The 13,112-nt window shown below is 67.0% G+C and carries 12 protein-coding genes; 1 reads left to right on the top strand and 11 read right to left on the bottom strand.

What is annotated here, in order from left to right; all coding sequences use genetic code 11:
• Window positions 1-19: 19 nt before the first annotated feature.
• A complete protein-coding gene (locus LX70_RS17385) occupies window positions 20-1,402 on the top strand; it encodes an amidase (protein ID WP_105516061.1) in 1,383 nt (460 codons plus the stop codon).
• 6 nt (window positions 1,403-1,408) lie between these two features.
• Here the strand turns inward: LX70_RS17385 and LX70_RS17380 are convergent, their stop codons facing one another.
• The 11 genes from LX70_RS17380 to LX70_RS17330 form a co-directional block, all read right to left on the bottom strand.
• Complete coding sequence (locus tag LX70_RS17380; RefSeq protein ID WP_425430599.1) at window positions 1,409-3,841, bottom strand: GcvT family protein; 2,433 nt, start codon at window positions 3,839-3,841, stop codon at window positions 1,409-1,411.
• Window positions 3,842-3,856: 15 nt separating this feature from the next.
• Entirely contained in the window at window positions 3,857-4,540 is a 684-nt protein-coding gene (locus LX70_RS17375; protein WP_105516060.1) for an isochorismatase family protein, read from the bottom strand.
• A 28-nt stretch (window positions 4,541-4,568) separates the two neighbouring features.
• Entirely contained in the window at window positions 4,569-5,396 is an 828-nt protein-coding gene (locus LX70_RS17370) for an alpha/beta hydrolase fold domain-containing protein (RefSeq protein WP_105516059.1), read from the bottom strand.
• 2 nt (window positions 5,397-5,398) lie between these two features.
• Window positions 5,399-6,526: a mandelate racemase/muconate lactonizing enzyme family protein gene (locus LX70_RS17365; RefSeq protein ID WP_105516058.1), complete on the bottom strand. Its 1,128-nt coding sequence runs from the start codon at window positions 6,524-6,526 to the stop codon at window positions 5,399-5,401.
• Window positions 6,527-6,643: 117 nt separating this feature from the next.
• A complete protein-coding gene (xylB, locus tag LX70_RS17360) occupies window positions 6,644-8,095 on the bottom strand; it encodes a xylulokinase (RefSeq protein WP_105516057.1) in 1,452 nt (483 codons plus the stop codon).
• A 144-nt stretch (window positions 8,096-8,239) separates the two neighbouring features.
• Complete coding sequence (locus tag LX70_RS17355) at window positions 8,240-8,929, bottom strand: HAD family hydrolase (RefSeq protein WP_245885125.1); 690 nt, start codon at window positions 8,927-8,929, stop codon at window positions 8,240-8,242.
• 12 nt (window positions 8,930-8,941) lie between these two features.
• Window positions 8,942-10,003 carry an ABC transporter ATP-binding protein gene (locus tag LX70_RS17350; protein ID WP_105516055.1) on the bottom strand — a complete coding sequence of 354 codons (1,062 nt, stop codon included), beginning with the start codon at window positions 10,001-10,003 and terminating at the stop codon, window positions 8,942-8,944.
• Between the two features lie 10 nt (window positions 10,004-10,013).
• The gene (locus LX70_RS17345) at window positions 10,014-11,066 is read right to left on the bottom strand and encodes an NAD(P)-dependent alcohol dehydrogenase (RefSeq protein WP_105516054.1); all 1,053 of its coding nucleotides are present in this window, start codon (window positions 11,064-11,066) and stop codon (window positions 10,014-10,016) included.
• Window positions 11,067-11,085: 19 nt separating this feature from the next.
• Window positions 11,086-11,334: a DUF2160 family membrane protein gene (locus tag LX70_RS17340; protein ID WP_105516053.1), complete on the bottom strand. Its 249-nt coding sequence runs from the start codon at window positions 11,332-11,334 to the stop codon at window positions 11,086-11,088.
• Window positions 11,335-11,338: 4 nt separating this feature from the next.
• Window positions 11,339-12,175, bottom strand: a complete 837-nt coding sequence (locus tag LX70_RS17335) for a carbohydrate ABC transporter permease (protein WP_105516052.1) — start codon at window positions 12,173-12,175, stop codon at window positions 11,339-11,341.
• A 4-nt stretch (window positions 12,176-12,179) separates the two neighbouring features.
• The gene (locus LX70_RS17330) at window positions 12,180-13,058 is read right to left on the bottom strand and encodes a carbohydrate ABC transporter permease (RefSeq protein ID WP_105516051.1); all 879 of its coding nucleotides are present in this window, start codon (window positions 13,056-13,058) and stop codon (window positions 12,180-12,182) included.
• Window positions 13,059-13,112 lie beyond the last annotated feature (54 nt).

Genomic DNA, 13,112 nt, shown 5'->3' with positions numbered 1-13,112 from the left:
CGCGCGTGGTGGAGGGACGATGAACCGCCTGATCCAGCCCCAACTCTCCGCCGCCGACACCGCCCGCGCCGTCGCCGCGCGGCGCCTGACGGCCGAGGACCGGATCGCCGCCGCCCTGACGAGGATGGAGGAGGTTCAGCCAGCGCTGAACCCTTTCACCATCATCCTGCGGGATGAGGCGATGGCAGCGGCGCGGGCGCTTGACGCGGCGCTGGACGGCGGCGCGAAACCGGGTCTTCTCTGCGGCGTGCCGGTGGCGCTGAAGGATTTCACCCCCTCGGCGGGCCATCCCGCGACCCGAGGGTCATGGACCCTGTCCGATGCGCCCGGCACCCATGACCCGGTGATCGTGCGGCGCCTGAAGGCCGCGGGCGCCATCATCGTCGGCAAGACGACGACGCCCGAATTCGCCCATTCCGGCTTTACCCGCAGCCCGCGCTGGGGCATGACCCGCAATCCGCACGATCCCATGCGCAGCGCGGGCGGATCGTCCGGCGGGTCTGCCGTCGCCGTGGCAAGCGGCTGCGTGCCGCTGGCCGAAGGGACCGACATGGGCGGTTCGGTCCGCATTCCGGCGGCGCTTTGCGGGGTGGTCGGGTTGAAGCCCGGCCTTGGCCGCATCCCGATGGATATCCTGCCGACCGTCTTCGACGACATGTCCCATTTCGGCCCGCTCGCGACCTCGGTCGGGGATGCCGCACTGTTCCTGAAAGCGGTGGAGGGGCAGGACCCGGCCGACATCCTGTCGCGCCCCGCCTTACCGGACCCGGCCCCGGCGGAGGGGCTGACGGGCAAGCGCTTCGCCTATTCGCCCGACCTTGGCTACTATGCCGTCGCGCCCGAGGTCGCGGCGACCATGGACCACGCCATCGCGCGGCTGCGGGCGGCGGGGGCCGAGGTGACAGAGGTCGCCCTGCCCTGGACGCGGCGCGTCAACGACCTGTGGCTGACGCTCTGGTCCGTGGCGCTGGCCGCCGCCTGGGGCGACCGGGTAGAGGGCCAGCGCGACCGCATGGACCCCGAGCTTCTGTCGCTGATCGAGGTTTCCGCCGGGCTGTCGGCGGTGGATTACAAGCGGCTGGAATTCGAACGCACAACCTTCTGGCACGACTTCGCCGCCCTGCTGGACGGTGCGGACGCCTTTATCTGCCCGACCTGCGCCAAGACCGCGCCTCTGGCCACCGACACCGACGACATGCACGACAAGACGCTGCCCGACGGGCGCTATGGCGGGCTGGACATGACCAGCCCGTTCAACCTGCTTGCCCCCTGCCCGGCCATCAGCCTGCCCCTGCCGGTGGGCGACGGAATGCCGGTCGGGCTGCAACTGGTGGGTCATCCCTATCGGGACAACCGGCTTGTGTCGCTGGCCCGCGATCTGGAACGCGCCTTCGCGGGGTAAGGCCCGCTACCCCCGCAACCGCCGCCCCACCGGGTCGAAGGGCGCGCCGTCCAGAACCGTCGCGCCATGCGGGCGGCCAAGGATCATCACCTCAAGCCCGGTCCCCGGCACGATCTCCGGCCGCAGATAGGCCAGCGCCAGCGACTTGCCGACGTGATAACCATAAGCGCCGGAAGAGATCTTGCCGGCGGGCTTCCCATCCGCGTCGAAAATCGGCTCTCCCCCCGTCGCATCGGCGGTCTCGGCGCGGACCTCAAGCACCCGCAGCACCTCGCGCGCGGGCTGTTGCAAGACCCGCAGACAGGCCTCGCGGTTCAGAAAGTCCTTGTCGGCCCGGACCAGCCCCGCAAGCCCGCATTCCTGCGGCCAGTATTCCGGGCTGTAGTCGCGGCCCCAGCTGCCATAGCCCTTCTCGACCCGAAGGCTCATCAACGCGCGGCTGCCGACTGGCCCGGCGCCGTGAGGCGCCATCGCGTCCAGAAGTGCGGTGTAAAGGCGCGGTTGGTCGGCCTCGGCGCAATGCAACTCCCATCCCAGATCGCCGGTGAAGGAGACGCGGATCGCGATGCAGGCGACCCCCGCGACCGTGATCCGCGCCGAGCGGAAGAAGGGGAAGGCGGCGTTCGACAGATCGGTATCGGTCAGCCCTTGCAGGATCTCCCGCGAAAGCGGCCCGGCAAGGTTGAAGCCCGCCATCGCCTCGGTCACCGACCGCCACGCCGTCCCCGCAGGCAGCGGCACCGCGTCGAAAAAGCGCTTGTGATAGCGTTCGGCCATGCCCGAGCCGATCATCAGGTAATCGCCATCGCCCAGGCAGGTGATGGTGAAATCCCCCGCGATGCCGCCGCGCCTGCCGATCAGCGGCGCAAGGCAGGACCGGCCCGCCTGCCCCGGCACATGGTTCGCGACAAGGGCGTTCAGCCAGTCCCGCGCGCCGGGGCCGGTGACGCGGTATCGGGCAAAGTTGGAGATGTCGATCAGGCCCGCGCGGTCCCGCAGCATCCGTGCCTCGCGCCCCACCGGCGCCCACCAGTTCTGCCGGTCGAACCCGATCGTTTCTTCGACGGGTTCCTCCCCGGCGGAAAACCACAAGGGATGTTCCCAGCCGTAGTTCAGGCCAAAGACCGCCCCCATCTCCTTCTGCATGGCGTAAACCGGACGGGTGCGCACCGGGCGGCCTGCCGCGCGTTCCTCATTCGGGAAGTGGATCTTGAAGCGGTTGGCGTATTGGTCGGCGACCCGCGCGCGGGTGAACGCCTTCCCCGCCCAGTGGCCATAGCGGGCAAGGTCCCAGCCGAACATGTCCAGCTTCGGCTCCCCCTCCACCATCCATTCGGCCGAAAGAAGGCCAAGCCCGCCGGATTGCGAAAAGCCGGGGATGATGCCGTTGCAGCAGAAGTAGTTGCGCAGTTCCGGCACCGGGCCGAACAACGCGGCACTGTCGGGCGACCAGATCATCGGCCCGTTGATGACGCGCTTGATCCCCGCCTCGCCCACCGCCGGAACGCGGGCGATGGCGCGCATCATGTTCGGCTCGATCCGCTCAAGATCGTCGGGGAACAGCTCATGCCCGAAGCCCTGGGGCGTGCCGTCCTCGGCCCAGAACCGCATGTCGCGTTCATAGGCGCCGACCAGCAGGCCCTTGCCCTCTTGCCGCAGGTAGTATTCGCCGTCGCGGTCGGCGACGGAGGGCAGGCGGCGGTCCATCGCGGCGATCTCCGCGATGGTCTCGGTGACGAAATACTGATGCTCTGTCGGCATCAGCGGCAGGTCAATGCCGGCCAATGCCGCCACCTCGCGCGCCCAGAGGCCCGCCGCGTTCACCACCCAACCGGCGCGGATCGACCCGCGCGGGGTTTCGACGATCCACGACCCGTCGGCCTGCGGCACCGTCGCCGTCACCGGCGTGAAACGGTGGATCTGCGCGCCCCGCGCCCGCGCCCCCGCCGCATAGGCCATCGTCACGCCCGAGGGATCGACATTGCCGCCCTGCGGTTCGTACATGATGCAGCGGATGCCGTCGAAATCGACCAGCGGATGCAGACGCTCTGCCTCATCCCGGCCGATCTCGTAAAAATCCATCTTGTAATAGCGCGCCTTGGCCGCCTGAAGCCGCAACTGATGTTCGCGCGCCTCGGTCTGGGCAAGGTAGAGGGAGCCGGGCTGAAAGATCCCGCAGCCCTGTCCCGTCTCGGCCTCCAGCTCCTTGTAAAGGCCCATCGTGTAGTGCTGAAGGCGGCTGATATTGGTGCTGTCATGCAGCCCGTGGATATTCGCCGCCGCATGCCAGGTAGAGCCTGAGGTCAGTTCCGTCCGCTCCAAGAGCACCACGTCGGTCCAGCCAAGCTTGGCAAGGTGGTAGAGGATCGAACAGCCAACCAGCCCGCCGCCGATGACGACGGCCTGGGCATGGGACGGCAGGGGCGTGGCTTCGGTCATGGATCGGGTCCCGGATCAGAGCGCGTCATAGTCGCGCGAGGCGCTTTCATAGGTGAATTTCATCGGCACCGGCAGCGTGGTCCGCCACACCCGCGCCATCCCGCCGCCGATCAGCGACAGCGCGCGGCCGGTGTCCGCGACCGCGCCGCCGTAAAGCCGGTTGGCCATGTTCAGGACGGCGGTTTCGTGCATGGCCGGGCTGCCCGAACCGCAGGCATCCTTGACCAGAAGGATATGCACCCCCCGTTCCACCCCGTCCTTGACGGTGGCGGCGACGCAGGCCTCGGACCAGCAGCCGCAGACGATCAGCCAGTCGATGCCCTGCCGGTCCATCGCCTCGGCCAGACCGGGCGCGGTAAAGCAACTCGCATCGCGTTTCACGATGACGGTTTCCTGCGGCAGGGGGGCAAGTTCCGGCGAAATCTCCGCCCCCGGCGTCCCGGCATCGGAAAAGGCCGACCGGCCATCATCGCCCTTTGGATGGAAGGGCCGGGTCACATCGGCCGCCGTATCGACAAGGTAGACGGTGTGCAGGACCGGCATCCCCCGCGCCCGCGCCGCCGCCAGAAGCCGGGCGCAGTTGGCGACGACCGTCTCGTAACCGTGGACGAGGTAACGGAAATCGCTCCGATGCTCCTCCTGCATGTCGATCAGAAGAAGCGCGGCCTTTCCGGGCGGCAGGGTCAGCGTGTCGTGCATGGGCGCACCTTCTGTCGGGCCTGCGGCATCAGGGCGTTTCCCCCAGCGCGCGTTTCAGATGGGTGATGGCAGGCTCCGACGGCAGCGCGGCGAGGAAGCTGTGCGCCTCGCCCTCGGCCACCAGAAGCCGCGCCTTCAGGCGGTCGGCCAGCGCCCGCGCCTGATACAGGATCGGGTCGGCACCGGCGCCGAGGATGGTCATCCGCGCCGGGGCGGCGAACCCCTCCGCCATCGGATCATAGCGCGCATCGCCCCCGGCAATCCCGTTCGGATCCAGCCTGCGCTGATAGGCGGCAAGCGATTTCGGCCCCAGCCCCCCGGCCTCATCCTCCCCCAGCCCGACCGGACGGGGGATAGAGGCGGTGCCACCGGGATAGAAAAGGACCACGTCCCCGATCCGACCGCGTTCCTCAACCGTCAGCCCGGCATGCGCCCAAAGCGCAACCAGCCCGCCCGCACTGTCGCCCATCAGCCGCAGGCGCGGATGGCTACGAAGCTGGCGGCGGAGGGCGGCCACCGCATCCTTGGCCTGCGCCGGGAAGGCATGTTCGGGGGCCAGCCGGTAGCGGATCGAAATGACCGGCGCGCGGGTCAGATGCGCGATCCAGGCGGTGTTGATGCGGTGCGTCTCGGGAGAGCCGACGACAAAGCCGCCGCCGTGGAAGTAGACCACCGGCACCCCCTCCACCCGGTCGGGCGTGCAGATCAGGCCGCCGGGACAGGCGCCATCGGGCGCAAGCGCCGTGATCGCGACATCATCCGGCAGGACCGGGTTGACCACCTCGGGGCTGGCATTGCGCCAGCGGCGAAGGTCGTCGGGGTCACCGTTGATCCAGTCGGGGGCCGCGTCCGCCATCCTCAGGACCAGTCGTGCTTGCGGAAAAGCTCCGCCGCGCGGGCGACGGCATCCGCGTTCAGCGTGAAGCCAAGGCCGGGTCGCCCCGCAAGCGCCAGCCGCCCCTTCACCGGAGTCAGGCCGGGGCTTTCCACGATGTCCTCTTTCAAGAGCTGCCACATGATCTGGTTGCCGTCGTCAAGGTTCGGGATCGCGCGGCCGACATGATGTTCGGCGCAGGTGGAAATCCCCGTCGTCATCGAGGAATGGATGCAGAGGTTCAGCCCCGCCCCTTCCGCAATCGTCGCCGCCTTGATCGTGCCGCGCAGCCCGCCGATCTCACGCGGGCCGATGGCGACCATGTCGGCGGCCCCGGTCGCGCAGACGCGGTAGACCTCGTCCAGCGTGAAGATCGCCTGATCGGCACCGATGGCGATGGGCGAGCGTTCCGTCACCCGCCGCAGCGCCTCGATGGAGCGTGAGGTGGTCGGCTGCTCGATATACTCGATGCCGTAGGGCGCGAAATCGGTCAGCCGCCGGATCGCGGTGGAAACGTCCCAGGCCTCATTCGCGTCCAGCCTGAGGCGCGCGTCGCCAATGGCCTCGCGCACCAGTCGCACGGCGTCGCGGTCATGTTCGGTCCCGACACCGACCTTGAGGTAGATCACCGGCTCCCCGATGCTGACCGCATGGGCGGCGTCGGCCGCGATCGCCTTAGGGCTTTCGCCCTGAAGGAAATAGAAATAGCCCACATCCTTGCGCCGTTGCCCGCCGAGCAGGTCCCAGACCGGACGGCCGAGAAGTTTGCCCTGAAGATCGAGCGCGGCCATCTCCAGTCCCGACTGCAACTGGTTGGCATAGCGCGGCATGTTGCCCCCGAAGGTCAGGAACAGCGCCCGATAGGCATCGGCCCAGCCCGCCGCAATGTCGAAGACCGAGGTGCCGACCAGCCGCCGCCCGACCTTGTCCAGCACCCGCGCCTGCGCGGTGGCATCCGGCGCGGTCGTCGTTTCGCCATAGCCGATGGTGCCATCCTCGGCCTCCATCGCGATCAGGTTGACGACGAACGCCTCTTCAACCCCCTGCGACCATATATACGGCACCTTCAGCGGCAGTCGCAGCGAGGTGACCGTGACGGATTTGATCTTCATGGCTGCCCCCTGCTGAACGCCCATGGGCAAGGAGTATCCGATGGCGGTGGCCCCGCATTGCCCGGATGCGCCAGAAAATGACGCAAACGGACGATGTCAGGGAGTGCGCGCCGGGGCCTACTGCGCCTGCCGGATCAGCGGATAGGCGGCGCGGAAACGGGCATAGCCATCCTCGAAGGGCGCGCGAAGCTCTGCCACAGGGTCGATCTGACGGCCAAGCGCGGGGCCTTCCATCACCTCTTGCGGATCGGCGCCGGTCGCCGCGCAGATCGCCAGCCGGGCCGCGCCAAGGGCCGCGCCGAACTCCCCGCCCGCGGGCAGGTGCAGCGGCACGCCCAGAACCGTCGCGATCATCCGCAGCCAGTAAAGCGACCGTGTGCCACCGCCGATGGCGATCAGCCCGTCGAACCGCGCGCCCGTCGCCGTCAACGCATCGAAATTGTCGCGCAGCGCGAAGGCCACGCCTTCCAGCACCGCGCGGGTCATGTCGTCGCGCGTGGTGTCGGTGCCAAGCCCGGTGAAGCCGCCCCGGATCACCGCGTCGTTATGCGGCGTCCGTTCGCCCGACAGATAGGGCAGGAACCGCGCCTTGCCCGGCGCGACCGGATCGTCGCCCAGCGCGGCGGTCAGGTCGGCGGGCTTTGCGCCGACGATGCCGGACAGCCAGTTGAGGCTGTCGGTCGCCGACAGCATGACGCCCATCTGGTACCAACGGTTCGGGACCGCGTGGCAGAAGGTGTGGACCGCGGTTTCGGGCGCGGGCGTATAGCCCTGCCGTGCGGCCACGATGACGCCGGAGGTCCCGAGCGAGACGAAGCCCTGCCCTTCGTCCAGCGCCCCGATCCCGCAGGCGGCAGCGGCATTGTCCCCCGCCCCGCCAGCGACCGCGACATCGCCGCCGACACCCCATTTGCGCGCAAGGTCCGCCCTGAGCGTCCCGGCGCGGTCCGCCCCTTCGACGATCCGGGGCATCTGGTCGCGCCGCATATGTCCCTGTTCCAGCAGGTAATCCGACCATTCCCGCCGCCCGGTATCGAGCCATGAGGTCCCCGCACCGTCGGACATGTCGGACACATAATCCCCGGTCAGGTAGAGGTTGAGATAGGCGGCGGGCAAAAGCACCTTGCGGATGCGGGCGAAATGCGCGGGCTCATGCGCCCGCACCCATTCCAGCTTGGGCGCCGTGAAGCCCGGAAAGACGATGTTGCCCGACAGCTCCCGCACCCGGTCGGTGGCGTCCAGCCGCGCGGCCTCGGCCTCGGACCTGGTGTCGTTCCACAGGATACAGGGCCGGATCACCGTGTCCGTCTCATCCAGCAGCGTCGCGCCATGCATGTGACCGGCGATGCCGATCCCCTTCAGCCGCGCGAATTCGGGATGGGCCGCGCGCAGGTTGGCCACCGCCCCTTCCAGCGCCGCGATCCAGTCCGCCGGGTCCTGTTCCGACCAGCCGGATTTCGGATGGGCGGCGGCGTAATGCCATTCGGTCGACCCGACCGGAACGCCCCCCTCATCGACCAGAAGCGCGCGCAACCCGGAGGTGCCGAGGTCTATGCCGAGAAAGCTCATCTTCCACCCTTCGCAATTCCGCGCCGCGCGCCGTCACAAGCGAACCGCGACGCGATATGTCGCAACCGGAGGCCATTGCGCGGCCGCGCGCACTGTCGCCGCGAACGGGGCGGCTGTCCAGCCGGATCATGGCCCCGGCGCATCTCAGCCAATCGCCCCGAACACGCCGGATATGTCGGAGAGAACCGGCGACGCCCCCTTTTCCGCAAGAAGCGCCGCATGGGGACCCTGCCGCCCGTCAAGATGCGATCCGCCGACGAAGCCGACCGCCCGCGCCCCTGCCGCCACGGCGCCCGTGACGCCAAGGGGGGAATCCTCCACCACGACGCAAGCGGACGGCGCGACCTGCAATTGCGCCGCCGTGAAAAGGAAGATGTCGGGCGCGGGCTTGCCGCGTGCCACCTGATCGGCGCTGAAGGCGCGGCCCCGGAAACGGTCCGACAGACCCGCACAGTCAAGCGTGTAGGTCATCCGGCGAATGGAGCCGCCCGTGGCGATGGCAAAGGGGATGCCCGCGCCTTCAAGCCGGTCGAGAAGCGCCTCGACACCGTCGATCAGCCGCAGCCCGGTGCGGTAGCTTTCGAACAGCCGCCGTTCCACCCGGTCGGTGAAATCGGGCGGGCAATCGACGCCCAGCTTTTCGGCGACATGGTCGCAGATCACCCGCATCGACACGCCAAGGAAGGAATCCCGGATCGCCTCGAAGGTGGTGCCGGGAATGCCCAGCGCCTCCATCTCGGCGACGATCGCGCCGATGGAGAGCGGTTCGCTGTCCACAAGGCAGCCGTCGAGATCGAAGATCACCGCGCGGTTCGGCATAGCTTTCTGCGTCATCGGCCCGACGCGTCAAAGCCGCTCTTCGGTCTTGCGATCGAAGAGATGGACATTGGCGGGGTCGATCAGAAAGCCGATCGTCTCACCCGGTCTTGCCCGGATACGATCCTTCACGACCGCGTCGATCAGATCCTCGCCCGCGCGGGCGAAGACCTGCGTCTCTGACCCGGTCGGTTCGGTCACCACCACCGTGACCGGAATGCCATCGGCCGACACGGCGATATGTTCGGGGCGGATGCCATAGACCACCTCGGCCCCGTCGCGGGCGCCCGTTTCGGGGATCGGCAAGCGCAGCCCGCCGTCCGAGACGAAATGCCGCCCGCCCGCATCCTGCCCGATCCGGCCATGGACGAAGTTCATGGAAGGTGAGCCGATGAAGCCCGCGACAAAGACATTTGCGGGCCGGTCATAAAGGTCCAGCGGCGCGCCGATCTGTTCGACCCGGCCGTCGCGCATGACGACGATCTTGTCGGCCATGGTCATCGCCTCGATCTGGTCATGGGTCACGTAGACGATGGTGGTCTTCAGCCGCTGGTGCAGTTCCTTGATCTCGACCCGCATGGTGACGCGAAGCTTCGCGTCGAGGTTCGACAGCGGTTCATCGAAGAGAAAGACGCTCGGATCGCGCACGATGGCGCGGCCCATCGCGACCCGCTGGCGCTGCCCGCCCGACAACTGTTTCGGATAGCGGTCGAGAAGATGCGCCAGATCAAGGATACCCGCCGCCTTGCCGACCTTCTCGTCGATCTCGGCCTTAGGGCGTTTCGCCATCTTCAGCGGAAAGCCGATATTCTCGGCCACGGTCTTGTGCGGGTAAAGCGCGTAGGACTGAAACACCATGGCGATGTCGCGATCCTTGGGCGGCACCCCGTTCACGACCCTGTCGCCGATGGAGATCTGCCCGGCCGAGATTTCCTCAAGCCCCGCAAGCATCCTGAGCAGCGTGGACTTGCCGCAGCCGGACGGCCCGACAAGGACGACGAATTCGCCATCGGCAATATCGACGCTGACGCCGTGCATGACCTGAACGGGCCCATAGCGCTTGATGACGTTGTTTATGGTTACGCTGGCCATGACTGTCCCCCTACTGCGGCAGTTCGATCTGCATCTTCACGTCGGCAGGCGGGGCCGAAGCGGCGATTTCAAAGGCCCGGACGCTGTCGTCAAAGGCGAAGGTCCGGGTGATGAGCGGTTTGACGTCGATGGCACCGGAGGCGAGCATCGCCACGCAGCGCGGGAAGACATGGGCGTAACGGAAGATGTTCTCCACCCGCGCCTCGCGCACCATCGCGGCGCCCGCGTCATAGCGGATCGGGTCGGGCTGGCCGCCGATCATCACCACGCAGCCGCCCGGCGCGAGCGGTTCGAACACCTGCGCGGCGGCGGCGGGGGAGCCGGTCGCCTCGAACACCACATCGGCGCCCCAGCCGCCGGTTTCGGCCTTCACCCGCGCGACGAGGTCGCCGCCCGGCACGGCCACGCCGGTGATCGCCGGGCTGAGGCTTTCGGCGATCTCCAGCTTTTTCTCGGACAGGTCGCTGACATAGACGCGCGCGCACCCGGCGGCCAGCGCCGACAGCGCGGTGACAAGCCCGATCGGCCCGGCACCAAGGACGACGCCGATATCGCCCGGCTTCACCCGCGCCTTGGTCGCGGCATGGACACCGACGGCCAGCGGTTCGACCATCGCGGCTTCGGCAAAGCTTACAGTGTCGGGCAGCTTGAAGGTGAACCCCTCGGGGTGGACGCAGGTCGGGCGCAGGATGCCATGGACCGGCGGCGTGGCCCAGAACCGGACGGCGGGGTCGATGTTATACATGCCAAGCCGCGTCGCTCGGCTGTTCGGATCGGGGATGCCCGGCTCCATGCAGACGCGGTCGCCGACAGTCAGCGTCGTGACCTCCGCCCCCGTCTCGATCACCGTGCCGGACGCCTCATGCCCAAGGATCATCGGTTCGTTGACCACGAAGGGGCCGATCCGCCCATGGGTGTAGTAATGCACATCCGATCCGCAGATACCCACGGTATGCAGCCTGATCCGCACATCGCGCGGGCCAAGGGTTTCCTCGACCCGGTCGATGGCCGGGAAGTCGCGCAGCGAAAGTTCGTCTTTCCGTTCAAGAACCAGCGATTTCATGTCTTTATCCTTTCCCGCCTCAACCCTTGCGGACGATCAGCACGGCAAGCGCCAGCGCGATGGCATTGCTGATCCAGATCGACGGGCCAAGCGGTTCGATGAACCTGAACCAGAACAGCGACAGCGCCACCCAGATCACGACCGAGATGAAGATCCGGTCGAACCAGTTGGTCTCGATCGGCAGGAAGCCCGGTCGGTCGGGCGCGGCCGCCGGACTGTCCTCGTCGAAATGCAGCAGCGGATCAACGGATGTGGTCTTGTCGCTCATGCCCCTATCCTTTCACCGCGCCGAAGGTCAGGCCGGCGACGATATGGCGCTGCACCAGGCTGAAGACGATCAGCGCCGGGATCAGCGTGAAGACGGAAATCGCGGCCATGATCCCCCATTCGGTGCCGGTCGTGGTGACGTATTCGGACAGGCCCGTGGTCAGCGTCCGGGCGTTGAAATTGGTCAGTGTCGCGGCCAGCAGGTATTCGTTCCAGGCAAAGACCCAGGTCAGGATCAGCGTGACGGCCAGACCGGGCCGGGCCAGCGGAAAGACCACCTCGGTGATGACCTTGAAGGGGCTTGCCCCGTCGACATAGGCCGCCTCGTCCAGTTCCTTGGGGATGCCGTCCACGGTCGGGCGCAGGGTCCAGATCGCGAAGGGCAGGTTGAAGGTGCAATAGACAAGGATCATCCCCGTCCGCGTATCGGCCAGCGAGAAATCCCCGATCTTGTAGACCTGCGTCAGCAGCAGGAAGAGCGGCAGCAGGAAGACGGCGGGCGGCGCCATGCGGTTGGTGATGGTCCAGAAGAAGATGCTTTCCTTCCCGCCAAGGTCAAAGCGCGACAGCGCATAGCAGGCAAGGAACCCCAGCAGCGTACACAAAAGCGCGTTGCAGGAGGAGATGATGAGAGAGTTCATCATGTAGCGCCGCAGCGTCGCATCGTTCAGCACGTCGATATAGTTCTGCCAGTAGACCTTGGTCAGCAGCACCTCGGGGGTCGAAAACAGCTCTACCGCCGGTTTCACGGAAATGACGAACAGCCAGTAGATCGGGAACAGCGTCAGGAAGCTGACGAACAACCAGAAAAGGATGAAAAGCCAGGGTGTCTTCGTCTTCATCGGATCATCCCTTCTTCGATGTGCGCGGCGCGATCAGGCTGACGTAAAGCAGCCAGCACGCGACGATGGTCAGGTAAAGGACGATGACAGAGATCGCCGAGCCGTAGCCGTAATTCGTGCGCGGGAAGACCTCCTTGTAGATGTGGACGCCGACATAGCGCGTGGCCGATCCCGGCCCGCCTCCGGTCAGCATCAGCACCTCATCCACCGTGCGCAGCGCGTCCATCAGGCGGATGAAGACGGTGGCCAGGATCGCCGGGCGGATCATCGGCAGCGTGATGTGCCAGAAGATCTGGCGCTTGTTCGCGCCGTCGATCTGGGCCTGCTCGAACGGGTCGGGCGGCAGCGAGACAAGCGCGGCGATCAGCGTGAGTGTGACCAGCGGTGTCCAGTGCCAGACATCCATGATGATCGTCACGATGAAGGCGGCGGCGGCACTTTGGCCGATGTTCAGGTCATAGCCGAACCAGTTGTGCAAGAGATGCGGGATGATGCCGATCGAAGGCGTCGTCATCAGCTTCCAGATCGAACCGACGATGATCGGCGCCATGATGAGCGGCAGCGTATGGATGGTGCGAAAGATCGCCTTGCCGGGAAAGTCCTTCATGAAGGCCTGCGCCAGAAGGTAGCCCACGATCAGCTCCGAGACGACGGCGAAAAAGACGAAGGCCGCCGTGACGCCGAGCGAGGCCATGAATTGCGCGTCAAAGACCACCTGGCGGTAGTTGGTGGCCCAGTTGAAGCTCATCCCCGGATCGGCGGCGAAGGGGTTCCACTGATGGAAGGACACCCAGAGGACATATAGGAATGGAACCACGCCGAAGAAGAAGAGGATGATCAGCGTGGGCGCAAGCAAAAGCCAGCCCAGTGTCTTGGATTGCATGGCGCATCACCTCCGAAGGCGTGGCGACGGGGAGAGGGCAGGCCCCGCCCGTGA

This window comes from Albidovulum denitrificans, from assembly GCF_002973535.1.
Lineage (GTDB): Bacteria > Pseudomonadota > Alphaproteobacteria > Rhodobacterales > Rhodobacteraceae > Albidovulum > Albidovulum denitrificans.
The sequence above is the reverse complement of the archived record's forward strand: the minus strand, read 5'-3'. Positions and strand labels throughout refer to the sequence as shown.

Coding starts and splice junctions, on each gene's coding strand:
- LX70_RS17385 (WP_105516061.1), top strand. CDS start 20: ATGAACCGCCTGATCCAGCCCCAACTCTCCGCCGCCGACACCGCCCGC.
- LX70_RS17380 (WP_425430599.1), bottom strand. CDS start 3,841: ATGACCGAAGCCACGCCCCTGCCGTCCCATGCCCAGGCCGTCGTCATC.
- LX70_RS17375 (WP_105516060.1), bottom strand. CDS start 4,540: ATGCACGACACGCTGACCCTGCCGCCCGGAAAGGCCGCGCTTCTTCTG.
- LX70_RS17370 (WP_105516059.1), bottom strand. CDS start 5,396: ATGGCGGACGCGGCCCCCGACTGGATCAACGGTGACCCCGACGACCTT.
- LX70_RS17365 (WP_105516058.1), bottom strand. CDS start 6,526: ATGAAGATCAAATCCGTCACGGTCACCTCGCTGCGACTGCCGCTGAAG.
- xylB (WP_105516057.1), bottom strand. CDS start 8,095: ATGAGCTTTCTCGGCATAGACCTCGGCACCTCCGGGTTGCGCGCGCTT.
- LX70_RS17355 (WP_245885125.1), bottom strand. CDS start 8,929: ATGACGCAGAAAGCTATGCCGAACCGCGCGGTGATCTTCGATCTCGAC.
- LX70_RS17350 (WP_105516055.1), bottom strand. CDS start 10,003: ATGGCCAGCGTAACCATAAACAACGTCATCAAGCGCTATGGGCCCGTT.
- LX70_RS17345 (WP_105516054.1), bottom strand. CDS start 11,066: ATGAAATCGCTGGTTCTTGAACGGAAAGACGAACTTTCGCTGCGCGAC.
- LX70_RS17340 (WP_105516053.1), bottom strand. CDS start 11,334: ATGAGCGACAAGACCACATCCGTTGATCCGCTGCTGCATTTCGACGAG.
- LX70_RS17335 (WP_105516052.1), bottom strand. CDS start 12,175: ATGAAGACGAAGACACCCTGGCTTTTCATCCTTTTCTGGTTGTTCGTC.
- LX70_RS17330 (WP_105516051.1), bottom strand. CDS start 13,058: ATGCAATCCAAGACACTGGGCTGGCTTTTGCTTGCGCCCACGCTGATC.